We start from the raw sequence: 24,777 nt of genomic DNA, 5'->3' as shown, positions 1-24,777 counted from the left end.
GCCATGACGACTTCCGTGAAGAACGCCTCGCGCCGCAAATTCCTGCAGTCCTCCGGGGCGCTTTCGGGCGCGCTGGTGATCGCCTTCTACCTGCCGATGGGCGGCCGTGCGTATGCGCAGGCTCCGAAGATGGTCTATCCGCCGAACGCGTTCCTGCGCATCGGCAAGGACAACACCGTCACCGTGATCGTGAAGCACCTCGAGTTCGGCCAGGGCGTGCAGACGAGCCTCCCGATGCTGATCTGCGAGGAGCTCGAGTGCGACTGGACCAAGGTGAAGGCGGAGTTGGCACCCGCCGATCCGGTGTACGGCAACATCTTCTGGGGCGGCATGCAGGGCACCGGCGGCTCCTCGTCGGTGGCCAACTCGTTCGACCAGCTTCGGCTCGTCGGCGCGCAGGCCCGCACGATGCTCATCCAGGCGGCCGCTACGCAGTGGAAGCTGAAGCCCGAGGAGCTGAAGGCCGACAAGGGGTTCGTGACCGGCCCCGGCGGCAAGAAGGCGAGCTTCGGCTCGCTCGCCGACGCGGCGATGAAGCTGCCGATCCCGCAGGACGTGAAGCTGAAGGACCCCAAGGACTGGAAGCTCATCGGCAAGCCCACGCGCCGCCTCGACGCTCCCGACAAGGTGGACGGCAAGGCGGTCTTCGGCATCGACGTGAAGCGCCCGAACCTGCACACGGCCGTGGTGATGCATCCGCCGGTGTTCGGCGCGCAGGTGAAGTCCTTCAACGTGGACAAAGTGAAGGCCGTCTCGGGCGTGACGCACGTGATCGAGATCGCCAGCGGCGTCGCCGTCGTGGGCAAGGGCTACTGGGCGGCGAAATCGGGACGCGACGTGCTCGAGGTGGAATGGGACATTCCCAGGACCGCGTCCACGCTCTCCACCGAGAGGCTGCGCGCGGACTATCGCGATCTCGCGGGCAAGCCGGGCGGCGCCGTCGCGAAGAAAGCCGACAACCCCGAAGCGATCAAGGGCGCGGTCCGCACGATCAGCGCCGAATACGAATTCCCGTTCCTCGCGCATGCGGCGATGGAGCCGCTCAACTGCACGGTGGAGCTGCGTGCGGATGGCGCCGAGATCTGGGCGGGCACGCAGATGCCCGGGGTCGACCAGGCCGCGGCCGCGAAAGTGTTCGGCTTCAAGCCCGAGCAGGTGAAGGTGAACACGCTCACCGCGGGCGGCGGCTTCGGCCGGCGCGCGAACCCGAACTCCGACTGGATCATCGACGCGTGCGAGATCGCGAAGGGCGCGCAGGTGCCGGTGAAGCTCGTGTGGTCGCGCGAAGACGACATCCGCGGCGGCTACTACCGGCCGATGTACGTGCACCGGGCCGACATCGGCCTCGATGCGCAGGGCAACATCGTCGGCTGGAACCACGTGGTCGTCGGCCAATCCATCCTCACGGGCACGCCGTTCGAGGCGTTCGCGGTGAAGGACGGCGTCGACGGCACCTCGGTCGAGGGCGTGCCCGATACGAAGTACGACATTCCCAACCTCGCCGTCACGCTGCGCAGCGTCGGTCTCCCGGTGCCGCCGCTCTGGTGGCGCTCGGTAGGCCACACGCACACCGGCTTCGTGATGGAAACGCTCATCGACGAGATCGCCGCCGCTTCGAAGCAGGACCCGGTCGCATTCCGCCGCAAGCTGCTCGCCAAGGATCCGCGCTTCGTGAAGGTCCTCGACCTCGCCGCCGAGAAGGCCGGCTGGGGCTCGCCGTTGCCCGCGGGGCGCGCTCGCGGTGTCGCGATCGTCGAGTCCTTCGGCACCATCTGCGCGCAGGTGGCCGAGGTATCGCTCGAGAACGGTGCGCCCAAGGTGCATCGCGTGACGGCCGCGATCGACTGCGGGCCGGTCGTGAATCCCATGACGGTGGAGGCGCAGGTGCAAAGCGCGATCGCCTACGGCCTCGGCGCGGTGCTCTACAGCGAGCTCACGCTGAAGGACGGCGGCGTGCAGCAATCCAACTTCCACGACTATCGCGTCCTGCGCCTGAGCGACATGCCCCAGGTGTCGGTCTTCACGGTGCCCGGGGGAACGAAGGTCTCGGGGGTTGGCGAACCGGGTACGCCGCCCATCGGACCGGCCGTCGCGAATGCGTTAGCTGCGCTTACGGGCAAGCGCGCGCGCGTGCTTCCGCTCGCCAACATGAAGTGGGCCTAGAAGTTGCATGAGGGACAAGCCGGATGTGCCCGTGAACCAGCCTTGTCGGGCGCTGTCCTACGCAGAAGGGAGCACCCGGCATGTTGGGACAAAATTGGCAGAAGACTATTTTCAGGATCGTCTCGAACCCCGCGTTCGAAGCGATCGCGGCAGCGTTGATCATCGGCCTGGCGGTCTACGTCCTGGTGGACACGGATCCCCTGGTGAAATCGCCGCACCTGCCCGTCATTACGCAGCACTGAGCAGGTTCCTGCGCAGGCTGCTGCTGGGCGTCGCCGTCGTCATCGCCGGCGGGTGCGCCTACCTCGCCGAGAAACAGGGCGAGCTGATATTCCGGCCCGCCACGCAAGACTGGCGCGGCTACGCCCAGGGCACCTGGGCCTTCGAAGAGAAGTGGATTTCCGTCGGCCAGAACGGCGAGAAGCTGCACGCCTGGTGGCTTCCGGCTGCCGACAAGAACGCTCCGGCGCTTCTTTACCTCCACGGCGCGCGCTGGAACCTCTCCGGCAGCGCTCCGCGCATCGAACGCTGGCAGAAGCTCGGCTTCTCCGTCCTCGCGATCGACTACCGCGGCTTCGGCAAGAGCTCGCCCGCATCGCCCACGGAGCAGATGGCCACGGAGGACGCCGCCGCCGCGTGGGATGAGCTCGCGAAGCTGGCCCCGGGACGCCCGCGCGTGATCGTCGGCCACTCGCTGGGTGGTGCCATCGCCGTGGACCTCGCGCGCGATCGCACCGACGTCAACGGCCTGGTGCTCGAGGCCACGTTCACCTCGATCAAGGACATGATCGCCTCCACGAGCTGGAGCTACCTGCCCGTCGACCTCATCCTCACGCAACGCTTCGACACGCTCTCGAAGATCGCATCCGTGAAGGCGCCGGTTCTCATCACGCACGGGACCCGCGACCAGATCGTTCCGTTCGAGATGGGAGAGAAGCTCTTCGAAGCCACCACCTCGCCGAAGAGGTTCATCAAGGTCGAGGGTGGATCGCACCACAACCTCTCCTCGGTCGCCTTCGATCAATACAAGGCCGCGATGAAGGAGCTGTTCTCCTTCTGAAATAATTGGGGTCTGACCCCATTTATTTCCTCTAGTACCATTCCTCCATGCAATCCCTAGATCTCGACGTTCTCGAACGCGCTCTGGAGTGGAAGACTTCCGGGAAGCGCGTTTGGCTGGTGACGGTGGCCCAGACGTTTGGAGCCAGCCCGCGTCCGCCCGGCTCGCTGCTTGCCATTCGCGAGGACGGCATCCTCGTGGGTTCAGTCTCCGGCGGCTGCATCGAGGATGACCTCGTGTCGCGCCGCAACGAGTACACGGGCCGCAAGCCGGCCTTCGCGTCGTACGGCATCACCGCGGAAGAGGCTCGCCGCTTCGGCCTGCCGTGCGGCGGGCAGCTCGAGGTGATCATCGAAGCGGACGTGGCACCCGCGGACATTCGCGCGTTGCTCGATCGCATTCTTGCCGGCCGCATCGTGGCGCGGAGCGTGGATCTCGCGTCGGGGGCGTGGAGCTTCGCCGATGCGCAGCCCACCGATGAATGCGTGCGTGGTGAATCGCGCTTCACGAGCGTCCACGGCCCGCGCTGGCGGATGCTCATCATCGGAGCCTCGGAGATCGCCGTGTACCTGGCGCAGATCGCCGAGACGCTCGACTTCAGCGTCTCCGTGTGCGACCCGCGCGAGGAGTACCGCGGCGCCTGGCGTGTCGAGGGCACGCACTGGGTCGCGGGCATGCCGGACGATGCCGTGCTCGCCTTCCGTCCGGACGGGCATTCGATCATCCTCACCGTCTCGCACGATCCCAAGCTCGACGACATGGCGCTGCTCGAGGCGCTGAAGAGCGAAGCGTTCTACGTCGGTGCCGTGGGCTCGAAGCAGACGAGTGCGGAGCGGCGCAAGCGCCTCGCCGATTTCGACCTCTCCGCGGGGCAGATCGCGCGCCTTCGCGGCCCCGTGGGCCTCACCATCGGCTCGCGCACTCCTCCGGAGATCGCGGTGGCGATCCTCGCGGACCTCGTCGCGGCGCGCAACAACATCGCGCTGGAACGCGTCGTCGCGAGCGACAAGCGCCGCAGCGCCTGACGTGCCTTCATCGCGCAGGATTCGCGGGTTGCTCCTCGCGGGCGGTGCGGCCACGCGCTTCGGTTCCGCCAAGCTGCTGCATCCCTATCTCGGCTCGACCGTCGGCGCGGTGAGCGCGCGTAATCTCGTCGCGGGCGTGGGCAACGCGCTCGCGGTGGTGCGCGAAGGCGACGATGCCATCGCTTCCATGCTGCGCGAGGCCGGATGCGAGGTGCTGGTGACGGAGCGATCCCGCGAAGGCCTGGGCGCCAGCATCGCGGCCGGCGTCGCGGCATCTCGCGATGCATCGGGCTGGGTCCTCGCGCTGGCCGACATGCCGCGCATTCCCGCGGACGTATCGCGCACCATCGCGGCCAAGCTCGCATCCGGGGCGAAGGTCGTGGCGCCGATGCTTCCCACGGGCGAGCGCGGGCATCCCGTGGGATTTTCCAGCGCGCTTCTCGACGAGCTGCTGGCACTCACCGGCGAGGGCGGGGCGCGAACGGTCCTCGAGCGCTATCGCGGCGTGCTGTCGACGGTGGCCACGGCCGATCGCGGCGTGCTCTACGACATCGACCGGCCGGCGGATCTCTCGCCCGCGGAGCTTCGCCGCGCGACGAAGGCCGATGCGGACGCGATGAGTGCCCTGGCCCTGCGCTCGAAGGCGCATTGGGGCTACGGCGCGGCCACGATGGACGCGTGGCGCGGCGCACTGCATGTCGATCCGGAGTCGCTCTCGTCCCGGTACGGCTACGTGGCGACGGTGCGAGACGCAATGGTCGCGTTCTACGTGATCGAACCCGGCGAGGGCGCGTGGACGCTCGACGACCTGTGGGTCGATCCGGACTTCATGGGCCAGGGCATCGGCAGCTCGCTGATGCGCCACGCGCTGGCCACGGCCTGGGAGAACGGCGCGCACCTCGTGACGGTGGATGCCGACCCGAATGCGGAAGCGTTCTACGTGGCGTGCGGCGCGAAGCGCGTCGGGGAAGTGGCCGCGCCCATCGAAGGCGACGACGCACGCGTGCGCCCACAGCTCGAGTTCCGGCGCTAGGGCTTCTTCAGCTTCCTGGCCGAGCCCTTCGCGGGCAACTTCTCCGGCAACTTCTCCGGCCTCGGGTACTGCACGAGCTTGCTGATTTGTCGCTCGAACGTATCGCGCCGCATGAGGAGGCGCTCCTGGCGCTTCGTCACCAGCGGGAAGTGGCGCAGGGCCGCGAGCTTGTCGTGGACTTCCCAGCAATCCTTGCCATTCGTGACCCAGTGCCCCGGGTCGAAGCGCCGCATGTCGTACGCGATCGAGTAGCTGCGCAGGGTCTTGCGGCCGCGCTTGTCGAAGTACTCGTGGAAGTACGACATGGCGAGCTCGCGGATGGAGCGGTAGATCGGGTCGCGGAATCGCAGCGGCGCCCCGTTGGTCTTGGAGATCGCGCCCCAGCAGCGTCCGCGGCGGAACACCACGATCGCGTGCGGGTAGTCGGAGAGGTCGCAGTCGAGGTGGACCATCAGCGGCTTCTCGCCATGGATCCACAGCGCGGCCGCGGCGAGGAAGGCGCCTTCCATGCAATGCGCGCGCTTGTTCTTCAGGACCTCGCGCACGGAGTAGAGCGTCTCGCCGTCCAGCTCGTGGTTGCTGGGCGTCGCGTTGAGGAAGCGCTGGATCTTCTGGGGCGTGTCGAGCTTCGCCAGGCGGCCGTATTCGCCCTTCGTGAGGCCCAGGTCCTCGCACCGCGCGGTGCGCCGTGGCGCGCGCCGATTCATCCCTAACTCCTTGTGCGGGTTGCAAAAACTGCGCTGCCCCCGGAGGCGGGTGGCGGGTCCATCTTAGCGCGTCGGAGGCCTTGTTACCGCTCCGCGTTTGCCAGCGGCGCGGGGCTCCGGGATAGTTCGGGCGGTGATCCCGACCCTTGCCCTTTCTCTTGGCCTCTACGTGAGCATCGTCGCTTGGGGCGCGTGGCGGCTGCGGCGATTCCTACGCGCCCATCCGGTCATCGCCACGCCCGCGGACCTGGTCGCCTACCGTGCGCTCGCCGCGTCCAACATGATTGGCGCACTCGTACTGATGGCGCTCGTCGCCGTCATCGTGGCGTGGTTCGCCTTGTACGTCCTGAGTGACGGGCCAGGCTTCGCTTTCTTTCTCACCGTGGCGGGAGTCGTCCTCAGCGTGACGAGCGCGCTCTTCAAGCCGCTGGAGAATCGCGCGCGTTACATCGATTGCATGAACGCCGAGCTCTATGCGGAACAGCAGCACATCGCCGACGTCTGGTTTCGCCGGGTGTGGCCGAATTTCGACGGCCCGCGGAAGCCCCTGCCGGATGCCGCGGCCCGCATGGCGCACTGGCTCACGGTGGAACACGATGCTTCCGGAATCCACCTCCGCGCGTGGCCGCCCGGCAACGCGCCGTGGACCCAGGCGATCGCATGGACCGAGATCCGGCGCGTTTGCCTGCGAACCGTGGGCCCGCTGGGTTCGGATGAATTCCACCTGCATACTTCGCTGCGCGCCGCGCCCTTCGTCGTGCCAACCGAGGCGGGCGGAGCGGAGGAAACGTGGGGCGTGATCCTGGAGCGCCGTCTGTTCCCGGCCGAGCGCGCGATCGAGATGATGAGCAGTCCGGAGGAGAAGACCCAATGCTGGCCCGAGGAGGTAACCGCTTGAATGCGTTTCGTGCAGGACTGCTGGGAGTCGCCCTGTGCGTCGCGGGATTTGCCGTGGCGCAGGACTTTCCCACGCGCCCGATCAAGATCATCGTGCCGTTCTCGCCGGGCGGCGCGGTCGATGGCCCCACGCGCGTCGTGGCCAACGAGCTTTCGAAGCGCCTGAACCAGGGCGTGGTGGTCGAGAACCGGCCGGGCGCGGGCGCCACCATCGGATCGGAGGCGGTCGCGAAGGCACCGGCCGACGGCTACACGCTGCTGCTCGCGTCGCAGACCAACGCCATCAGCGCCACGCTCTACTCGAAGCTCAACTTCCAGCCCATCGACGACTTCGTGCCGATCTCGCTCATCGCGCGCGAGCCGGGCGTGCTCGTGGTCCACCCGTCGTTTCCCGCGAAGAACGTGGCGGAGCTGATCGCGATGGCGAAGGCCAAGCCCGGCGAGATCCATTACGCGTCCTCGGGCAACGGCAGCGGCCAGCACCTCTTCATGGCGCAATTCGCCTCGATGGCCGGGATCCAGCTCACGCACGTGCCGTACAAGGGCAGCGGGCAGGCCACCACGGATCTCCTGGGCGGCATGGTGCCGATCTCGATGCCCGGCCTGGCGGCGATGGTGCAGCACGTGAAGTCCGGCAAGCTGCGCGCGCTCGCGGTCACGGGCTCGAAGCGCTCGCCCGTGCTGCCCGATGTGCCGACATTCATCGAGGCCGGCGTGCCCGGGTTCGAGGCCTATGTGTGGTCGGGGCTGCTGGCACCGAAGGCGACGCCCGCGCCGGTGCTGGAGAAGCTCCGCCGCGAAACGGCCGCGGCCCTCGCGAGCCCGGAGGTGAAGGCATACATGGCCGCCAATGCGCTCGAGGGGTACCCCGACAGCACGCCGGCGCAGTTCGACGCGTACTTCCGCGAGGAGCGCGATCGCTGGGCAAGGATCATCAAGGAAACGGGAGCGAAAGTTGAGTGACGTGATCGGCAAGGAACACTGGACGACGAAGGGCGACGTTCGCCTCTTCATGTGGGAAAAATACGTGGGCTCGCCGGAGGGCAAGCCCGCGGCGCTGTTCGTGCACGGATCGTCGATGGCCTCGCAGCCGACGTTCGATCTCACCGTGCCCGGTCGTCCGCACTCCTCGGTGATGGACTGGTTCGCCGAGCACGGCTTCACGTGCTGGTCGGTGGACATGGAAGGCTACGGCCGCTCCGACAAGAAGCGCGACATCACCTGCGATATTCCCAATGGCGCGGATGACCTCGCCGCCGCGACGGACTACATCCTGAAGACGCGGGGGATCCAATCGTTCCTCGTGTACGGGATCTCCTCGGGGGCGCTGCGTGCCGCGCTCTTCGCGCAGAACCATCCGGACCGCGTGGCCCGCCTGGCGCTCGATGCGTTCGTCTGGACGGGCGAGGGCAGCCCCACGCTCGAGCAGCGCCGCAAGAAGCTGCCGCAGTTCCTCGCGTCGAAGCGCCGGCCCATCGACCGCGCGTTCGTGTATTCCATCTTCGAGCGCGACCATCCGGATTGCGCCGAGAAGCGCGTGGTGGATGCCTTTGCCGATGCCATCCTGTCGCTCGACGACTCGATGCCCAACGGCACCTACATCGACATGTGCTCGAAGCTGCCCATCGTCGACCCGGAGAAGATCACGGTGCCCACGATCGTGATGCGCGGCCAGTTCGACGGCATCGCGGGCTTCGAGGACCTCATGAAGTTCTTCGACAAGCTCCCCAATCCGGACAAGCAGTTCACCGTGATGTCCGGCATCTCGCATGCGAGCTTCCAGCAGAAGAACTACATGCTGGTCTACCACATCCTCCATTCCTGGTTCACGCAGCCCGACCCAGCGTACAAGGCGTGAAGAAAATAAATGGGGTCTGAATAAAGGGGTCAGACCACTTTATTCTCGCGTCCTGATCTCGAATAAAGTGGTCTGACCCCTTTATTCATCCGTCATTTCCAGAGCCGGTCGTCGAAGGTGAAGGGCGTCGGGTAGAAGAGGGTGACGCGGCGGGTGTCGGGGTGCTCGGGGTTGAGGAGCACGCACGATTCGCCGGGCACCAGGACCGAAGGCACGCGAAGCGCCACGCTCGTGCCGCCGCGCTGCCAGAGGCTGCCGACTTCCTGCGTGGACGTCGGCGTGACCGACGAACGCCAATCGCGCGGCAACTCCCGGGGCTGGAGTGTCCTCACGCATTCGTCGGGCACCTCCAGCTCGTAGGTGAGGAAGCCGATGCCGCGCTCCTCGCCGGAGAAATGCACGACGGTTTCGAGGGCGGCGAGGGCCAGCGATTCGGCGGCGTACACCATCGGAGTGCCGGGGCGGTTCCAGCGGCCGCCGTAGTGGCGCGCGCCGGTGCCGGTGAAGGCCTCGAGCGCGTGGCGGGCCTTCACGAGCCGGAACCCGCGCATCAGGTGAAGACGCCGTGCTCCAGGCGGCCGAGCAGCTGCTCGACTTCGCGGGCGCCCGCGTCGGTGGCCGCGAGGTCGAGCGGCTTCACTTCGCCCAGCGCGCGCTGCGGCGAGCGCAGCCACCGGACGGCCGCCGCTTCGTCTTCCAGCACGTCCGATGCGAGGGCGTAGATGCGGGCGAGGCGATAGAGCCTGTCGCCGGTGACGGGGTCCAGCGTGCGCGAGGCCGACAGGCGCGTGAGCGAGCGCGCGGAGAGACCGAGCAATTTCGCGAGCTCGTCGTTGCGCAGGCCCAGGTGGTCCTTCAGCAGGAAGGCGGCGCGGGAGGGGACGCCGGACTGGATGAGGCCATGCCAGTCGGAGGCGCTGCGCGGGGCGCGGGAGCCGAAGGTCTCGGGACCGCCGAGGACATGACTGAGGGCGTGGGCCATTTGGCGTTCCAGTTTACGCCAAATGGCGGCTCAGCGGGGACGGATGGCGCGGCCGGTGGCCGGGTCGACGTAGCCGCCCGGCACCTGCGGCAGCGCGCGCCCGGTAGCCGGATCGATCGCGACCTGTCCGCTGGGAACGAGCGTCCGGCCGGTCTGCGGGTCGATGAAGGGCGGAATCGCACGCGGTGCCGGGACGACGTGGGCCACCGGCGGGTCCGATTCCCGGGGCGCTCCGGTCACCGAGGCGCCGGTCGATGGCGGCGCCGGCGAGGGCATCGGAGGCGCGACCGCGAGCGGCGTGCGGGCCCTTCTCGGGGCCTCCTCGGCTTCGGACGCCGGCTTGGCGGCAGCGGGACTCCCCAGCAGGCGCTTCAATTCGGCGCGCGCGGTGTCGCGGGCGTCGAGAGTGGCCTTCGGGTCCGAGATCACCAGCTGCAGCTCGGTCATGCGCGAGCGGACCTCCGGCGAGGGCGGCCAGGTGGGAGCAGGCGAAGGGCCTGCGGCGATCGCGCAGGCGGCGTATCCCAGGACGAAAACCAGCATGCGCGCGGCGGCGTTCATGCGAGTGGGACAGGCGGGATTCGATGCCGTTCCGCGAAGGACGGCATCGAGGGGCTAGCTGGCCCGGCGCGGCGGGTATTTCTCGCCCGCTTCGACCTTCACCTTGAGGATGTTCTGCTCGGGGGGCAGCGGGCAGGTCGTGTATTCGCTGAACGCGCACGGCGGGTTATAGGCGCGATTGAGGTCCAGCTTGAAGGTCTTGTTGGGCTCGGGCTTCTTCTCGACGTACAGGAAGCGGCCCGGCTTGTAGGTCGATTTCCCGGCCGTGTCGTCGCGGAAGATCATGAAGAGGCCGTCGTCGTCGCCGACCACGTCGAGCTTCTGCACCTTGCCGCCGACCTTGAACTCCACGTAGCCGGGCGAGGGCTCGTCGGACACTTCGTCCAGGACGTTGACGATCGGCACGGTCTTGCCCGCCTTGTACGGGACGAACTTCGCGTCGACCCAGTAGGCATCGTTCACCGGATACCAGACGCGGCCCTCGAAGCCGGAGCGCACCTTGCTCTGGTTGTCGGCGAGGCGAAGGATGTAGCGGCCCTCGCGCTCGATCACGTGCATCGCGATGCGCCCCATGGCCACCCAGTCGCGCGTCTCGCCGGTGGTGCTCATGCGGCGCTCGGTGTATTCCATCCCGTCCTTGGTCATCACGACACCGGGCTCGAGCTTCACCATCACGGCGCCGGGCTCGACGTTGATCACGCCCATCTTCTCGGGACCGAGGCCGGCGGGAAACACGATGTCGTTCTTGTCACCCGTGCCGAAGGTGTTGGGGCCGGGCTTCATCACGTAGCGCCCGGCGAGTGTCAGCCAGCCGTTGTCGGCGCGCAGGCTCTTCTCGACCTTGGTCCGCCACGCTTCCACGGTCTTCACATGCTCCGGATCCGCCGCGACGGCGTTGGCGGCGAAGAGGGCGGCGAGCAGGATGGCGGCGTGCTTCATGACGAACTCCGGAAATGAATGGGGTCAGACTCCATTGGGGGCAGAAACATCAAGTTCAATGGAGTCTGACCCCATTCATTTTACGTCCAAAGCGGCGAGGACCCGGGTGGGCTCCATCTGTACCAGGCAGTTGGTGTGGCCCAGCGGGCAGACTCGCTTGAAGCAGGGGCTGCAGTCGAGGTGCAGCGAGATCACGCGGGCCTTCGCGGAGAGCGGCGGCGTGAAGCCGGGGCTGGAGGAGCCGAAGAGGGCCGCCATCGGCCGGTCGAGCGCCGCGGCGATGTGCATGAGGCCCGAGTCGTTGCTCACCACCTGCGAGGCGCACGACATCAGGTCGATCGCCTCGTCGAGCGAGGTGCGGCCCGCGAGGTCGACGCATGCGGCCTTCGTGCCGGCGACGATCTGCGCGGTGATCTCCTGGTCCTTGCCCGAGCCGAACAGCCACACCTGGAAGCCGCGATCGGCGAGCTCCGTGGCGAGCGTGGCGAAGTGCGCGGCGGGCCAGCGTTTCGCGGGGCCGTATTCCGCGCCGGGAGCGAACGCGACCACGGGCCGATCGAGCGAGAGGCCGAACTTCGCGAGCGTCGCGTCGCGTGCGACGGCATCGACGATGAGGCGCGGCTCGGGCAGCGGCTGGCGCAAGGCCTCGCCCTTCGGCTGCGCGAGCGCGGCGAAGCGCTCCACCATCAGCGGCACCGCATGCTCATCGAGGGGACGGCGGTCGTTGAGCAGGCCGATGCGCATCTCGCCCGAATAGCCGGTGCGAAGCGGAATGCCCGCGTGCCACGGCACCAGCGCCGACTTGAAGCTGTTGGGCAGGACGATCGCCTGGTCGTACTTGGGCAGCGTCTTCGCGAAGCGGCGGCGCTCGCCGAGTTGCAAGTCCCCATGGCCGAAGGGCAGCATGAGCGTCTCCGACACTTGCGGCATGCGGCGAAACACGGGGACGGCCCACGCGGGGCCGAGGACATCGATGCGCGCGGCGGGATCGCGCTCCTTCAGGCGGACGAGGAGGGGATGCGACATCACCGCATCCCCGACCCAGGCCGGCGCGACGACGAGGATGCGCACTGGATCCCCGACGCCTCGGGGACTGGCCGGCTCAGTGCCCGCCAGAGCGTGCACCGCCGGCCAGCTTGTACAGCGTGCCGCAGTACGGGCAGCGCGATTCGCCGGTCTTCTCGATCGGCATGAACACGCGCGGATGCGTGTTCCACAGCTTCTGCGAGGCCAGCGGGCAATGCAGCGGGAGATCCGAGGGCTGGATCTCCACGAACTTCTGGTTCAGCTCGGTGGGCAGGGCCATCGTCACACCTTGGCGAGCCAGTGGTGGTACTTCGGGTTGCGGCCGTTCACGACGTCGAAGAACGCCTTCTGGATCTTCTCGGTGACGGGGCCGCGCGAGCCGCTGCCGATCACGCGGCGGTCCAGCTCGCGGATGGGGGTCACTTCCGCGGCGGTGCCGGTGAAGAAGGCCTCGTCGCAGATGTAGATGTCGTCCCGCGTGAGGCGCGTCTTCTCGACCGGGATGCCCAGGTCGGAGGCGAGCGCCTGCACCGAGCGCCACGTGATGCCGTCCAGCGCCGTGGTGAGCTCGGGCGTGAAGATCTTCCCGTCCTTCACGATGTAGATGTTCTCGCCCGCGCCTTCGGCGACGAAGCCGTCGGTATCCAGCAGCAAGCCCTCGTCGTAGCCATGCTGCGTGGCTTCGAGGTTGGCGAGGATCGAGTTGGCGTACGTGGAGGAGACCTTCGCGCGCGCCATCGTGACGTTCACGTGGTGGCGGGCGTGCGAGGAGGTCTTCACGCGGATGCCCTTCGTGAGGCCTTCCTCGCCGAGGTAGGCGCCCCAGGGCCAGGCGGCGATGGCGACGTGCACCTTGGCGCCGATCGGCGAAACGCCCATCTTCTCGGAGCCGTAGAACGCGAGCGGGCGCAGGTAGCAGCTCTCCAGCTTGTTCACGCGGACGACCTCGCGCTGGGCATCCATGAGCTGCTGCTGCGTGAACGGGATGTCCATCAGGTAGATCTTGGCCGAGTTGAAGAGGCGCTTGGTGTGCTCCTCCAGCCGGAAGATGGCGGTGCCGATCTCCGTCTTGTAGGCGCGAACGCCTTCGAAAACGGCGAGGCCGTAGTGCAGCGAGTGCGTGAGGACGTGGGTGGTCGCGTCGCGCCAGGGGACCAATTTTCCGTCGTACCAGATCTGGCCGTCGCGGTCTGCCATCGACATGTTCTTCTGCTCCGATTGCCTTGGTGAGCCCCAAATTTTACACGGTCCGGGAGGCGGGGTCGCCTTCGGGGGCCCAAAGCCGCGTGGGACGTTACTGCGTCGTTACTGTAGGACAGGGGTCGTCGCCCTTGGGTTGTGTGCCATAATCGATCGCACACAAAGAGTCACATAAGAAAACGGCTTCTGAGCCTCGAATGCACCAGGAACCCGTTTCGCACGCACCCCTTGCCCCGATGAGCGCGGCGAACCCAGCCGGCGCCAATCTTTCCGCGTCGCCGATGACGCCGGAAGAGAAGCTCTCGGGCGACATGCTGATGCTGACCTCGGGCTTCATGATGTGCGCGGCCGCGCTCTGGCTCGCCGTCTACTGGAGCCTCGGCCACCAGTACTCCACCGCGATTCCCCTCATCTTCCAGGGCCTGTCGGCCGCCACGGTGCTGCTCTACTGGCGCACGCGCAAGCTCATGCTCTTCGCGTTCGTGCAGCTGGGCCTGATCCTCTTCGCGCCCTTCGCGATGCAATGGGCCATCGGCAACTTCGTGAGCTCCTCGGGCGTGAGCCTCTGGGGCCTGATGGCGCCGGTGGGCGCGGTTACCGTGCTCGGCACGCGCCAGTCCGTGCCGTGGTTCTTCGCCTGGCTCTTCATGACGGTGATGGCGGGCGTGTTCGACTTCCTGTTGGCCGGCAACGTGCCGACGCGCGTCGACATGGCCACGGTGGCGGTGTTCTTCGTGCTCAACTTCGCCGCCATCTCGGTGATGATCTACTCGCTGCTCTGGTACTTCGCTTCCGAGAAGCAGAAGTTGCGAGCCCAGGTCGATGCCCAGCATGCCGAGTTGAAGCTCGAGAAGGACCGCAGCGAGAAGCTGCTGCTGAACATCCTGCCGCCCGCGATCGCCGAGCGCCTGAAGCGAAACGAGATGAACATCGCGCAGGGCCACGCGGACGTCACCGTGATGTTCGCGGACATCGTCGGCTTCACGCGCATGACCGAGGAGCTCTCGCCGGTCGAGACGGTGAAGATCCTGAACGACGTGTTCTCGATGTTCGACGAGATCGCCGACAAGCACCGCGTCGAGAAGATCAAGACCATCGGCGACGCGTACATGGCCTGCGCGGGCCTCGATGCCGGCGCCAACATCCACTACGCGGATGCCGTGGGCTCCATGGCGCTCGAGATGCAGGACAAGGTCCGCGAATACCGCGAGCGCACCGGCGAGCGGATCGAGATCCGCGTCGGCATCGGCACCGGGCCCGTGGTCGCCGGCGTGATCGGCAAGCGCAAGTTCATCTACGACATGTGGGGCGACACGGTGAACGTCGCCTTCCGCATGGCCGCCGACGCCTACTCGGGCGCGATCCAGGTGGACCTCATGACGTACCGGCGGCTCCACAACCGCTTCCGCTTCGACGAGGCGCACGAGGTCGAGATCAAGGGGAAGGGCCGCATGCAGGTCTTCCACCTGATGGGGCGGCAGTAGCCGCAACGCTCCGCTGGAAGTGCCCCTTGAACCACGGAGGCACGGAGACACGGAGGGCCACGGAGGAAATCTTGAACTTGCAGTTGCGGCCACCGTGCATCACGACGATCGCACTACTTCCCGTTCATTCAAGTATTCCTCCGTGGCCCTCCGTGTCTCCGTGCCTCCGTGGTTCAAGGGGTCCCGAATACAGCTCGCCAGAGCTCCTCAACGGCTTCGCGTTCGACCTTCAACTCGCCGTCCTGCACGATTACTTTTTCCTCGTCGTTGAGCGCCGCGGCGTGGGTTCGACGGCGTAGCGCGAGGTAGGCCTCCGCCGCCGCGTTCGCGACGGCCGCGTCGATCAGCCCGAGCTCTCCCGCCCAGCGCAGCAACTGGTGGTTGCCTTTGTCCTCGCGCAGCTTCGGGTGTGCCGGGCCGTGCAGCAGGACGATCGCTTGCACCCCGAATTCGAGGTCGACGATGCCGCCGGGCACGTGCTTCAGCTCGTGGGACTTGCGGTGCTCGTCGCGCATCTTGGCGCGCATCGAGACGATGTCGGCGAGCAGCTTCGATCGGTCGCGGGGAATGGCGAGCAGTTCGTCGCGAAGCGCCTCGAAGCGCTTGCCGAGCGCGGGATCGCCGGCGGAAAAGCGCGTGCGCGTGAGCGCCTGGTGCTCCCAGGTCCACGCGCGATGCAGCTGGTAGTCGCGGAATGCGGGCAGCGAGCTCACGAAGAGGCCCTTGGCGCCGTCGGGCCGCAGGCGAAGATCGACTTCGTAGAGCACGCCCGCGGGTGTGAGCGCCGTGAGCCACGCGTTCACGCGCTGCGCGATGCGGGCGAGCTTCTCCGCGTCCTCGGCGCGCGATTCGTCGTAGAGGAACACGATGTCCAGGTCCGAGCCGTAGCCAAGCTCCTTGCCGCCCAGCTTGCCGTAGCCCACCACGATGAAGCCCGGCAGGCCCCCGCGCGCGAAGCCGAGGCTCGCGGACGCCTCCGCGAGCGTCGCGTCGAGCACGAGGTCGGCGAGCGCGGAGAGCTCGTCCGAGAGCGCCATCACCGGCAGCTCCCCTTCGAGGTCGGCGATGGTGAGGCGCAGCACGTGTCGTTGCTTGAAGTGGCGCAGCAGATCGAGGATGCGCTCCGTGTCGCCCGCGGCCTGGGCGATCGCGTCGTGGAGCCACTTGCGCTCGGCCTTCCAGTCGGTGGCGGTGAAGCTCGCGGCGCTGCGCGTGAGCTCGTCCAGCAGGATCGGATGGCGCGCGAGCAGGCGGGCGGCCCAGCGGCTGCGCGCCATGAGATGCGCCGCACGGGCGAGCACCTGCGGAAACTCGACCAGCAACGCGAGATAGGCCTCGCGCCGGTCGATGGCCTCGATCAGCTCGAGCAACCGGATCGCGGTGGCCGAGGATTCCGGCTCGCGCGCGGCGGCGGCCACGATCTTCGGCAGCAGCGCCTCGACACGCGTGCGGCACGCGGCGGAGAGTCCCTGGTAGCGCCGAGCGCGCGTGAACTCCAGCAGCCGCGCGGCGAGCGCCGCGGGTGAATCGATGCCCGCATGGCCCAGCTCCTCGGCCAGGCCCTCGGCATCGGGGGTCCCTTGCGGATCGTTCAGGCGAGCGCCGAGCCGGACCGCGGCGCCCGATTCGACGGGCCGCTCGAAGAGCGACGTGAACGTCTCCTGGATGCGCGCGCGATGGGTGTCGAGCTCGGCCCGCAGCGCCTCGAAATCGGGCTGGTCCATCGACTCGGCAATCGCCGCCTGGTGCTCCGGCGCCTCGGGCAGGGCCTGCGTCTGCTGGTCGTCGTAGTACTGCAGCCGGTGCTCGAGCTTGCGCAGGTACGCATACGCGGTACCGAGCGCGGTACCGCGCGCGGTATCGAGCAGGCCCAGGGCGATGAGGCGCGCGAGAGCCTCCCGCGTCGAGGTCGTCTGCAGCGAGAGCTCGCGGCCGCCGCGAACCATCTGCTGGAGCTGCACGGCGAATTCCGATTCGCGAATGCCGCCCGCGCCGACCTTGATGTCGTTCGACTTGCCGCGCTGCGCCGCCGCTTCCGAGATGCGACCGTGCAGGTCGCGCAGGGACTCCAACATGCCGTAGTCGAGGTAGCGCCGGTAGACGAACGGGCGCACGAGGGCGGCGAGCGCTTCGCTTTCCCCGGAGATCACGCGCGCCTTCAGCCACGCATAGCGCTCCCACGGCCGCGCCTGCCCGACGAAGTACGCCTCGAGCGACGCGAGCGACGTGACCAGCGGCCCCGAATCGCCATAGGGGCGCAGCCGCATGTCGACGCGGAACACCTGGCCCTCGTCCGTGACTTCCGCGAGCAATGCGATCAGCCGCTTGCCGGCCGCGGCGAAGAACTCGTGGTACGAGACGCTGCGCGGGCCCGGCGTCTCGCCTTCCTCGGCGTAGAGGAAGATCAGGTCCACGTCCGAGGACACGTTCAGCTCACCGCCGCCCAACTTGCCCAGGCCGGCGACGATGAGCCGCATCGGGCATCCCGTTGCATCGACGGGCTCGCCGTGCACGGCCACGGTGGCGCGGTGCGCTTCCGCAGCCGCGTAGGCGATCGTCGTGTCGGCGAGCGCGCTCATCGTCGCGAGCACCTCGTCCAGCGACGCGAGGCCGTTCAGGTCGCGGTGGGCCAGGACGAGCATGACCTCCTGGCGAAGGCGGCGAAGCGCGCTGGCCGGAGCGATGTCGAGCGCGAGGGCGGCCTCCATCTCGGCCCGGGAATAGGACTCCGCGACATGCCTTTCGACGACGGCCTCGAGCTCCGGCCGGGCGGTCAGGAGGCGGTCGCAGTAGCGGGAGAGGCGGCGGGTGCGTTCCAGGGCCGCGGCGAGGGGCAGCGCGGCGGGGGATGCGGGCATTGAATTGCGCGATTCCGGCGAGCGGGAGCCGTACAATACCGTGAAAATCCCGCCACCCCCGCGCTTCCGAGGCCCCAGCATCCAGAACTTCACCCGCTTTTGCTACCGCGCTCTCGCGGGTGCGGGCCTCCTGCTCGTGGTCGTTTTCGCAGCCGGCGTCCTCTGGCTGCGGTACGTGACGCTCCCCAACGTCGAAAGCTGGCGTCCCCAGCTGATCGCCTCGATCGAGTCCGCTTCCGGCATGGCCGTGGACGTGCGCCGCCTCGAAGGTGGGTGGGAAGGCTTGCGCCCACGCCTCTCGATGGAGGGCTTCGCGCTCAACGACCGCAAGGGCCGGGCCGCGCTCGCGTTCGACCGCGCGCAGGTGACGCTCTCGTGGTGGGCGCTGCTGCTGGGCGAGGTGCGCTTCCACGACATCGCCTTCGAGCGGCCGGAGCTGGTCCTGCGCCGCGGCACCGACGGGCTCATCTACCTTGCCGACAAGCCCCTCACGCAGGCGGGCCCCGGCGACGGCCAGTTCTCGCGCTGGCTGCTCGAGCAGCCCAACCTGCAGATCCACAACGCGACGCTCCTCTGGCGCGACGAGAAGATGGGCGCTCCGGAGGTGAAGCTCTCCAACGTGGAGATCGCCGTGCGCCGCAAGGGCAAGCGCCACCTGGTCGCGCTCACCGCGACGCCGCCCGCCCACCTCGCGCGAGCCATCGACGCGAGGGGCGAGCTCCACATCGAGCGCCAGGGCGATCACTGGATGGCCACGGGCCGTCTCTATGGCGAGGGAACCGACGCCGACCTCGCGGCGCTCCGCACACACGTCCCCGTGCCCGAGACGATGCGCAGTGGCTTCGGCAGCGTGCGTGTGTGGGCGGACATCGCGGCCGAAGGCGTGCGCGAGATCACCGCGGACGTGACGCTGCGAGACGTCCGGGGCCAGCTCGCTGCCGACGTGCCGCAGATCGACCTTGCGCACGTCTCGGGGCGCGTCATGTATCGCTACGAGCCGGGCGGTTTCTATCTCGGCACGGAGAACCTGCGCTTTCGCACCGCCTCCGGCCTCGACGCGAAGCCGGCCGCTTTTTCATTCCTGAAGCGCGCGGCGAAGGGCGAGACTCCGCGCGGCGAAGTCCACGCCGACGGGATCGACCTTCGCATCGCCGCCACGCTCGTCGACTACTTCCCGATCCCCAAGGACGTGAAGACCGGCATCGCGCAGTACGCGCCGCGTGGCGTGATCACCAAGGCGGCGTTCATCTGGACAGGCGCCACGCCGGCCCAGGCCACGTCCTTCGAGCTGCGCGGCCGCTTCGAGAATCTCGCGATCGCCGCGGCCGATGGCCATCCCGGTGCGAGCGGCCTCTCCGGCGTGGTCGATGGCAACGAGAGAGGCGGCACGCTGCGGCTCGCATCCAGGAACGCCACGCTCGAGATCGCTTCGTTCTTCCGGGCTCCGCTCACGTTCGAGGCACTCGATGCCGACGCGAGCTGGAAGCGCGAGGGCGCGAAGCTCGAAGTGACGGTCGGCGATTTCCATTTCGCCAACCCGGATACCGAGGGCCGCGCGAAGGCCGTGTGGCGCTCGATCCCCGGCTCGAGCGTGCGCTCGCCCGGGCACCTCGAGATGAAGGGGACGCTCTCCCGCGCCAACGCGAAAGCCATCGCGAACTACTTTCCCGCGCGCTTCGCGGTGACGCAGAAGTGGCTCGACAACGCGATCCAGGGCGGCGAGGTGAAGCGCGCCACCTTCGAGGTGAATGGCGACCTGTGGCACTTCCCGTTCCGCGACAACAAGGAGGGCCGCTTCCTCGTGGAGGCGCAGCTCGCCGACGGCCGCCTCAAGTACCACCCGGACTGGCCCGAGGTGACGGGCATCGATGCGGCGCTGCACTTCGAAGGCCAGCACATGGAGATCCGCTCGAGCTCGGCGTCGATCTTCGCCTCGCGCATGAAGGACACCACGGTTGCGATCGACGACTTCGGCGCGCAGCCGCCGGTCGTCGTGTTCACCACGCAGATCGATACGGCCGGCGCCGACACCGTGCGCTTCCTGCGCGAGAGCCCGCTCGTGAACGGTCCCGGCGCGTTCACGAAGGCGGTGCAGGTCGAAGGCCCCGCGCGCCTGGGACTCAAGCTCACCTATCCGCTCTACGGCACGGAGCCGGCGCGCGTCGCGGGCGACTTCCAGTTCGCCGGCGCCACCGCGACCGTCGGCAAGTCGCTCACGATGTCGGGCATCAAGGGCAAGCTCCTGTTCACGGAGCGAGGCGTGCGCGCGCCCGAGCTCACCGGCACGATGTTCGGCCAGCCCACGATGCTGCGCATCGCCTCGCAGCCCGACGGCGTCCTGACGACCCTCGAAGGGCGCATCGCCTCGAACGTGATGGGGGCCTTCGTGCCGGAACCGATCGCCGCGCGCCTGGACGGCACGATCGACTGGAAAGCCCGCGTGAATTCCACGGCCGAGGGCACCGACCTCGCGCTCGAATCGGACCTGAAGGGCCTCGCCTCGACGCTGCCCGCGCCGTTCGCCAAGACGCCCGACGATGTGAAGCCGCTCGCCATCACCATCCAGCGCATGGGCACGCGCGAGGAATTCACCTCGGCCTCGCTGGGAGACGCGGCGCGCGGGCGTTTCGCGACGCGCGGGGCTCCGGGCGCGGAGCACTGGCAGGCCGCGTTGCTCTTCGGCACGACGGTCGACACGCCGCCGATGAAGGACGGCATCTGGCTCTACGGAGACCTGCCGCGCCTCGACGTCGATGCATGGCTCGCCGTCTTCGCGGCGAAGGGGCCGCAGTCGCCAGCCGCGGTGGATACCGGGCCGGCCCTGCGCGGCTTCGACCTTCGCCTGCGCGAGGTCGTGTTCACCCAGCGCCAGTTCCGCGACCTGGCGGTGAGCCTCGAGCGGACCGGCACCGAGTGGAAGGGGCACCTCGAGGGTCCGCAGATCTCGGGCGACATTTCATGGAATCCCGCCGGCAAGGGGCGCGTGGCCGCACGCCTCGACCGCTTCCTGCTGCGCCCCACGGAGCGACCCGAAGGCGCGAGCGCGCCACCGCAAGCCCCGCAGGACGGCGCCGCGGAGCTGCCGGCGCTCGACATCGTCGCCGAGCGCTTCGAGTTCAAGAGCACGCCGATGGGCCGCCTCGAGCTGAAGGCCGTGCACGCCGGCGACGAATGGCGCATCGAGAAGCTCGACATCACCAACGGGCAATCGAAGTTCCACTCCACGGGCGCGTGGCGTCCGACCGGCAACGGCTCGATCACCACGCTCGACCTCAAGGTGGACGCGGGGAACCTGAACGCGCTCTTCGCGCAGTTCGGCTACGGCGACTACGTGAAGGGCGGCCGCGCCACGCTCGAGGGCAAGCTCGCCTGGCCGGGCTTCCCCTACGACTTCGAGGTCGGCAAGCTCTCGGGCAACTTCCGGCTGGACGCGCGCGACGGCCAGTTCGCCAAGATCGAGCCGGGCGCAGGCAAGCTCCTGGGGCTCCTCTCGCTGCAGTCGATCCCGCGGCGCGTCACGTTCGACTTCAAGGACGTCTTCGCCGAGGGCTTCGCCTTCGGGAGCATCACCTCGAACGTGCGCCTGGCGCGCGGCATCCTGCTCACCGACGACCTCGAGATCAACGGCCCCGCGGCCTTCGTGAGCATGTCGGGCGAGGTGTCGCTGCCGCAGGAGACGCAGAGGCTGACGCTGCGCGTGGTGCCGGAGGTCGGCGAGAGCGTGGCGCTCGCCGCCACGCTGATCGGCACCCCGGTGCTGGGCTTGAGCACGCTGGTCGTCTCGAAGCTACTGCAGAATCCGCTCGGCAAGGTCGTCGCCTACGAGTACCAGGTGACGGGCTCGTGGGATAATCCTTCCGTGACGCGCGTATCGGCCCCGCCCCCGAAGGCCGCCGCGGCCGCACCGAGCCCGACGCCCACTCCATGATCATCACCAAGAACTCGACGACGCCCGAAGCGCTTCGCGAGACCTTCAACATCACGCAGTCGATGTTCCGCGTGGCCGCGATCCAAATGGCCTCGGGACCGAACGTGGCCGCCAACCTGCAGGAGGCCGCGCGCCTGATCGAGCTCGCCGCCGCCTCCGGGGCGCGCATCGTGGCCCTGCCGGAGTACTTCGGCATCATGGGCATGAAGGACACGGACAAGGTGGACGCCCGCGAGAAGGACGGCGAAGGCCCGATCCAGTCGTTCCTGTCGGCCGAGGCGAAGCGCCACCAGATCTGGCTCGTCGGCGGCTCCGTTCCGCTGGACTGCGGCTCGACCACCAAGGTCAACAATTCCTGCCTGATCTACGACCAGGACGGAAAGCGCGTCGCCCGCTACGACAAGATCCACCTCTTCGGCTTCGACATGGGCCAGGAACGCTATACCGAGGAACGAACCATCCAGCCGGGGAACCGAGTCGTCACGGTGGAGTCTCCCTATGGACGGATCGGCGTTTCGGTGTGCTACGACCTGCGGTTCCCGGAGCTCTACCGGGCCATGGGCGAGGTCGATTTGATCCTCGTCCCCTCGGCCTTCACGGAAACGACGGGCAAGGCGCACTGGGACACGCTGGTGCGAGCGCGCGCCATCGAGAACCTCGCCTACGTGATCGCCCCCGCGCAGGGCGGCTACCACGTGAACGGGCGCGAGACGCATGGCCACACGATGATCGTGGATCCGTGGGGCGTCGTGCTGGACAGGCTGCCCCGGGGTTCCGGGGTTGTGGTTGCCGGAGTGAACCCCACCTATCAAGCCAAGATCCGTCGTTCCCTGCCCGCGTTGACGCACAAGACGGTGAGGAGTTGGTAAGGCAAATGCAACCGCCGATCCCCGCCGATTTCTCGCAGATGGCCGCCGATAGAGCAGGCGAACTGTACTGCAAGATTTCATCCGCGGAGATCGGCTTGTGTTATCGGCGGGGATCTGCGGTTGCGCCTTTGTATTCAAGGAAGCCATGACGAAGCCAGGACCGAGCACTCTCGACATCGCGAAAGCGACTCTCCTCGCCCCCAGCGGGCTCGACGAGTCGTCGCTGCAATCCGTGTTCGGCACCATCCTCGCCCACAAGGCGGACGACGCGGACCTCTACTTCCAGTACAACCGCTCCGAGGGCTGGACGCTCGAAGAGGGCGAGGTGAAGAACGGCAGCTACTCGATCGACCAGGGCGTGGGTGTGCGCGTCGTGAGCGGCGAGAAGACGGCCTTCGCCTACGCCGACGACATCACCGCCGAGGCGCTCGATTCCGCCGCGAAAGTCACGCGCGCGATCGCCGCCGCGGGCGGCTCGCAAGCCGTCGCGGCGCCGAAGGTGCGCGAAGGCCGCGGCCTCTACGCGCCGATCGACCCGGTCTCCAGCCTCGACGACGCGCAGAAGGTCCGCATCCTGGAGACGGTGGAGCGCATGGCGCGCGCGCAGGATCCGCGCGTGAAGCAGGTGATCGGCCGCCTCTCCGGCGAATACGACGTGGTGCTGGTCGCGCGCTCCGATGGCACGCTGGCCGGCGACGTGCGCCCCCTGGTGCACATCTCGGTCTCGGTGATCGTGGAGCACGAAGGACGGCGCGAGCAGGGCAATGCCGGCGGCGGCGGGCGCTTCGGCTACGGATATTTCACCGACGAGGTGCTGCGCGGCATCGCGGAGGAAGGGGTCAAGCAGGCGCTCGTGAACCTGCAGGCGCGCCCGGCTCCCGCGGGCGTGATGAGCGTGGTGCTCGGCCCCGGCTGGCCCGGCATCCTGCTGCACGAGGCGATCGGCCACGGCCTCGAGGGCGACTTCAACCGCAAGGGAACGTCGGCCTTCAGCGGCCGCATCGGCGAGCGTGTCGCCGCGAAGGGCGTGACCGTCATCGACGACGGCACCATGCCCGACCGCCGCGGCTCGCTCTCCATCGACGACGAAGGCAACACGCCGGGCAGGAACGTCCTCATCGAGGACGGCATCCTCCGCGGCTACATGCAGGACAGCCTCAACGCGCGCCTCATGGGCGTGGAGCCGACGGGCAACGGGCGGCGCGAGTCGTACGCGAGCCTGCCCATGCCGCGCATGACCAACACGTACATGCTCTCCGGCGACAAGGACCCGGCGGAAATCCTCGCCTCGCTCGACCGCGGCATCTACTGCGTGAACTTCGGCGGCGGCGAGGTCGACATCACCAGCGGCAAGTTCGTGTTCTCGGCCTCCGAGGCGTGGTGGGTCGAGAACGGCAAGATGCAGTACCCGGTGAAGGGCGCGACGCTGATCGGCAACGGCCCGGAAGCGCTCACGAAGGTGGCGCTGATCGGCAACGACCTCGCGCTCGACCCCGGCATCGGCATGTGCGGGAAGGAAGGCCAGTCGGTGCCTGTGGGCGTGGGGCAGCCCACGTTGCGTATCGAGGGCCTGACGGTCGGAGGAACGGCGTAAGAAAATCCGGTATCGCGCGACCGACGTAGTAACTGCGTCATGTCACTACAACCCGCGTGTATCCGTCATTCCCGCGAAAGCGGGAATCCAGAACAAGGAGCCAGAATGCAACGCCGTCAATTCGTCATCGCCCTGACCGGCCTCTTCGCCGCCCACCGCATCGCCGAGGCTGCCGTGAATCCCACCGATCCGATCAAGATCGAGAAGCTGGTGCTTTCCGACGCCGAATGGAAGAAGCGCCTCGCGCCCGAGGCCTACCAGGTGCTGCGGCACGAAGGCACCGAGCGCGCCGGCACGAGCCCGCTCAACGCGGAGAAGCGCAAGGGCTACTTCGCCTGCGCGGGCTGCGATCTTCCGCTGTTCCTCTCCGAGACCAAGTACGAGAGCGGCACCGGCTGGCCCAGCTTCTACAACTTCATCCCCGGGCGGATGGAGACGAAGACCGATTTCAAGCTGATCCTGCCGCGCACCGAGTACCACTGCGCGCGCTGCGAGGGCCACCAGGGCCACGTCTTCGACGACGGTCCCAAGCCCACGGGCAAGCGCTACTGCAACAACGGCGTCGCCCTCAAGTTCGTGCCGGCCTAGCGCCG

General features: G+C 68.0%; 21 protein-coding genes. 12 read left to right on the top strand and 9 right to left on the bottom strand.

The window, feature by feature from the left end; translation table 11 throughout:
- Window positions 1-3 precede the first annotated feature (3 nt).
- From DSM104443_RS14540 to DSM104443_RS14525, 4 genes are all read left to right on the top strand, one after another.
- Window positions 4-2,163 carry a xanthine dehydrogenase family protein molybdopterin-binding subunit gene (locus tag DSM104443_RS14540; protein WP_171093428.1) on the top strand — a complete coding sequence of 720 codons (2,160 nt, stop codon included), beginning with the start codon at window positions 4-6 and terminating at the stop codon, window positions 2,161-2,163.
- Window positions 2,164-2,257: 94 nt separating this feature from the next.
- Window positions 2,258-3,223, top strand: coding sequence for an alpha/beta hydrolase (locus tag DSM104443_RS14535; protein ID WP_212756691.1), 966 nt, complete (start codon window positions 2,258-2,260; stop codon window positions 3,221-3,223).
- Between the two features lie 47 nt (window positions 3,224-3,270).
- On the top strand, window positions 3,271-4,248 hold the full coding sequence (locus DSM104443_RS14530; RefSeq protein WP_171093423.1) for an XdhC family protein: 978 nt from the start codon (window positions 3,271-3,273) through the stop codon (window positions 4,246-4,248).
- Between the two features lie 28 nt (window positions 4,249-4,276).
- Window positions 4,277-5,281, top strand: a complete 1,005-nt coding sequence (locus tag DSM104443_RS14525; RefSeq protein ID WP_171093421.1) for a GNAT family N-acetyltransferase — start codon at window positions 4,277-4,279, stop codon at window positions 5,279-5,281.
- Here DSM104443_RS14525 and DSM104443_RS14520 read toward each other — a convergent pair.
- Window positions 5,278-5,988, bottom strand: coding sequence for a hypothetical protein (locus DSM104443_RS14520; protein WP_171093419.1), 711 nt, complete (start codon window positions 5,986-5,988; stop codon window positions 5,278-5,280). The genes DSM104443_RS14525 and DSM104443_RS14520 overlap by 4 nt on opposite strands.
- Before the next feature lie 133 nt (window positions 5,989-6,121).
- Here DSM104443_RS14520 and DSM104443_RS14515 point away from each other — a divergent pair, with 133 nt between their 5' ends.
- The 3 genes from DSM104443_RS14515 to DSM104443_RS14505 are packed head-to-tail and all read left to right on the top strand — an operon-like array spanning window position 6,122 to window position 8,743.
- Complete coding sequence (locus tag DSM104443_RS14515) at window positions 6,122-6,886, top strand: hypothetical protein (protein WP_171093416.1); 765 nt, start codon at window positions 6,122-6,124, stop codon at window positions 6,884-6,886.
- Window positions 6,883-7,848 (top strand): Bug family tripartite tricarboxylate transporter substrate binding protein, encoded by a 966-nt coding sequence (locus tag DSM104443_RS14510; protein ID WP_171093414.1) that lies wholly within the window; start codon window positions 6,883-6,885, stop codon window positions 7,846-7,848. Before DSM104443_RS14515 ends, DSM104443_RS14510 begins: the two co-directional genes overlap by 4 nt.
- A 1-nt stretch (window position 7,849) precedes the next feature.
- Window positions 7,850-8,743 carry an alpha/beta hydrolase gene (locus tag DSM104443_RS14505; protein ID WP_246232975.1) on the top strand — a complete coding sequence of 298 codons (894 nt, stop codon included), beginning with the start codon at window positions 7,850-7,852 and terminating at the stop codon, window positions 8,741-8,743.
- 92 nt (window positions 8,744-8,835) lie between these two features.
- Here the strand turns inward: DSM104443_RS14505 and DSM104443_RS14500 are convergent, their stop codons facing one another.
- The 7 genes from DSM104443_RS14500 to DSM104443_RS14470 form a co-directional block, all read right to left on the bottom strand.
- Window positions 8,836-9,294, bottom strand: a complete 459-nt coding sequence (locus DSM104443_RS14500) for an RES family NAD+ phosphorylase (protein ID WP_171093410.1) — start codon at window positions 9,292-9,294, stop codon at window positions 8,836-8,838.
- The gene (gene parS / locus DSM104443_RS14495; protein WP_171093407.1) at window positions 9,294-9,725 is read right to left on the bottom strand and encodes a type II RES/Xre toxin-antitoxin system antitoxin; all 432 of its coding nucleotides are present in this window, start codon (window positions 9,723-9,725) and stop codon (window positions 9,294-9,296) included. The genes DSM104443_RS14500 and parS overlap by 1 nt, the downstream gene beginning before the upstream one ends.
- 30 nt (window positions 9,726-9,755) lie before the next feature.
- Window positions 9,756-10,286 carry a hypothetical protein gene (locus DSM104443_RS14490; RefSeq protein ID WP_171093405.1) on the bottom strand — a complete coding sequence of 177 codons (531 nt, stop codon included), beginning with the start codon at window positions 10,284-10,286 and terminating at the stop codon, window positions 9,756-9,758.
- Window positions 10,287-10,340: 54 nt separating this feature from the next.
- Window positions 10,341-11,225, bottom strand: coding sequence for a DUF1684 domain-containing protein (locus DSM104443_RS14485; RefSeq protein WP_171093403.1), 885 nt, complete (start codon window positions 11,223-11,225; stop codon window positions 10,341-10,343).
- A 75-nt stretch (window positions 11,226-11,300) separates the two neighbouring features.
- A complete protein-coding gene (waaF, locus tag DSM104443_RS14480) occupies window positions 11,301-12,296 on the bottom strand; it encodes a lipopolysaccharide heptosyltransferase II (protein WP_171093401.1) in 996 nt (331 codons plus the stop codon).
- Between the two features lie 31 nt (window positions 12,297-12,327).
- Window positions 12,328-12,531, bottom strand: coding sequence for a zinc-finger domain-containing protein (locus tag DSM104443_RS14475; protein WP_171093399.1), 204 nt, complete (start codon window positions 12,529-12,531; stop codon window positions 12,328-12,330).
- A 2-nt stretch (window positions 12,532-12,533) separates the two neighbouring features.
- Entirely contained in the window at window positions 12,534-13,454 is a 921-nt protein-coding gene (locus DSM104443_RS14470; protein ID WP_171093397.1) for a branched-chain amino acid transaminase, read from the bottom strand.
- A gap of 233 nt (window positions 13,455-13,687) precedes the next feature.
- Between DSM104443_RS14470 and DSM104443_RS14465 the strand changes: the two genes are divergently transcribed.
- Window positions 13,688-14,935, top strand: coding sequence for an adenylate/guanylate cyclase domain-containing protein (locus DSM104443_RS14465; protein ID WP_171093395.1), 1,248 nt, complete (start codon window positions 13,688-13,690; stop codon window positions 14,933-14,935).
- Between the two features lie 173 nt (window positions 14,936-15,108).
- Here DSM104443_RS14465 and glnE read toward each other — a convergent pair whose 3' ends face one another.
- Window positions 15,109-17,793 (bottom strand): bifunctional [glutamate--ammonia ligase]-adenylyl-L-tyrosine phosphorylase/[glutamate--ammonia-ligase] adenylyltransferase, encoded by a 2,685-nt coding sequence (glnE, locus tag DSM104443_RS14460; RefSeq protein ID WP_171093394.1) that lies wholly within the window; start codon window positions 17,791-17,793, stop codon window positions 15,109-15,111.
- 40 nt (window positions 17,794-17,833) lie between these two features.
- Here glnE and DSM104443_RS14455 point away from each other — a divergent pair, with 40 nt between their 5' ends.
- From DSM104443_RS14455 to msrB, 4 genes are all read left to right on the top strand, one after another.
- The gene (locus DSM104443_RS14455) at window positions 17,834-21,721 is read left to right on the top strand and encodes a YhdP family protein (protein ID WP_171093392.1); all 3,888 of its coding nucleotides are present in this window, start codon (window positions 17,834-17,836) and stop codon (window positions 21,719-21,721) included.
- 62 nt (window positions 21,722-21,783) lie between these two features.
- The gene (locus tag DSM104443_RS14450; RefSeq protein ID WP_246232968.1) at window positions 21,784-22,590 is read left to right on the top strand and encodes a carbon-nitrogen hydrolase family protein; all 807 of its coding nucleotides are present in this window, start codon (window positions 21,784-21,786) and stop codon (window positions 22,588-22,590) included.
- Window positions 22,591-22,735: 145 nt separating this feature from the next.
- Window positions 22,736-24,184 carry a metalloprotease TldD gene (tldD, locus tag DSM104443_RS14445; RefSeq protein WP_171093388.1) on the top strand — a complete coding sequence of 483 codons (1,449 nt, stop codon included), beginning with the start codon at window positions 22,736-22,738 and terminating at the stop codon, window positions 24,182-24,184.
- 105 nt (window positions 24,185-24,289) lie between these two features.
- On the top strand, window positions 24,290-24,772 hold the full coding sequence (gene msrB, locus DSM104443_RS14440; RefSeq protein WP_171093386.1) for a peptide-methionine (R)-S-oxide reductase MsrB: 483 nt from the start codon (window positions 24,290-24,292) through the stop codon (window positions 24,770-24,772).
- Window positions 24,773-24,777 lie beyond the last annotated feature (5 nt).

Origin of the sequence: Usitatibacter rugosus, assembly GCF_013003965.1 — a bacterium.
Taxonomy (GTDB): Bacteria; Pseudomonadota; Gammaproteobacteria; order Burkholderiales; family Usitatibacteraceae; genus Usitatibacter; species Usitatibacter rugosus.
This window is presented reverse-complemented; position numbering and strand designations above follow the sequence as displayed.

Bases quoted from the DNA above. Each gene is read 5' to 3' on its own strand.
- DSM104443_RS14520 (WP_171093419.1), bottom strand. From the start codon at position 5,988: ATGAATCGGCGCGCGCCACGGCGCACCGCGCGGTGCGAGGACCTGGGC.
- DSM104443_RS14490 (WP_171093405.1), bottom strand. From the start codon at position 10,286: ATGAACGCCGCCGCGCGCATGCTGGTTTTCGTCCTGGGATACGCCGCC.
- tldD (WP_171093388.1), top strand. From the start codon at position 22,736: ATGACGAAGCCAGGACCGAGCACTCTCGACATCGCGAAAGCGACTCTC.
- DSM104443_RS14530 (WP_171093423.1), top strand. From the start codon at position 3,271: ATGCAATCCCTAGATCTCGACGTTCTCGAACGCGCTCTGGAGTGGAAG.
- DSM104443_RS14475 (WP_171093399.1), bottom strand. From the start codon at position 12,531: ATGGCCCTGCCCACCGAGCTGAACCAGAAGTTCGTGGAGATCCAGCCC.
- msrB (WP_171093386.1), top strand. From the start codon at position 24,290: ATGCAACGCCGTCAATTCGTCATCGCCCTGACCGGCCTCTTCGCCGCC.
- DSM104443_RS14465 (WP_171093395.1), top strand. From the start codon at position 13,688: ATGAGCGCGGCGAACCCAGCCGGCGCCAATCTTTCCGCGTCGCCGATG.
- DSM104443_RS14470 (WP_171093397.1), bottom strand. From the start codon at position 13,454: ATGTCGATGGCAGACCGCGACGGCCAGATCTGGTACGACGGAAAATTG.
- parS (WP_171093407.1), bottom strand. From the start codon at position 9,725: ATGGCCCACGCCCTCAGTCATGTCCTCGGCGGTCCCGAGACCTTCGGC.
- glnE (WP_171093394.1), bottom strand. From the start codon at position 17,793: ATGCCCGCATCCCCCGCCGCGCTGCCCCTCGCCGCGGCCCTGGAACGC.
- DSM104443_RS14450 (WP_246232968.1), top strand. From the start codon at position 21,784: ATGTTCCGCGTGGCCGCGATCCAAATGGCCTCGGGACCGAACGTGGCC.
- DSM104443_RS14540 (WP_171093428.1), top strand. From the start codon at position 4: ATGACGACTTCCGTGAAGAACGCCTCGCGCCGCAAATTCCTGCAGTCC.
- DSM104443_RS14500 (WP_171093410.1), bottom strand. From the start codon at position 9,294: ATGCGCGGGTTCCGGCTCGTGAAGGCCCGCCACGCGCTCGAGGCCTTC.
- DSM104443_RS14485 (WP_171093403.1), bottom strand. From the start codon at position 11,225: ATGAAGCACGCCGCCATCCTGCTCGCCGCCCTCTTCGCCGCCAACGCC.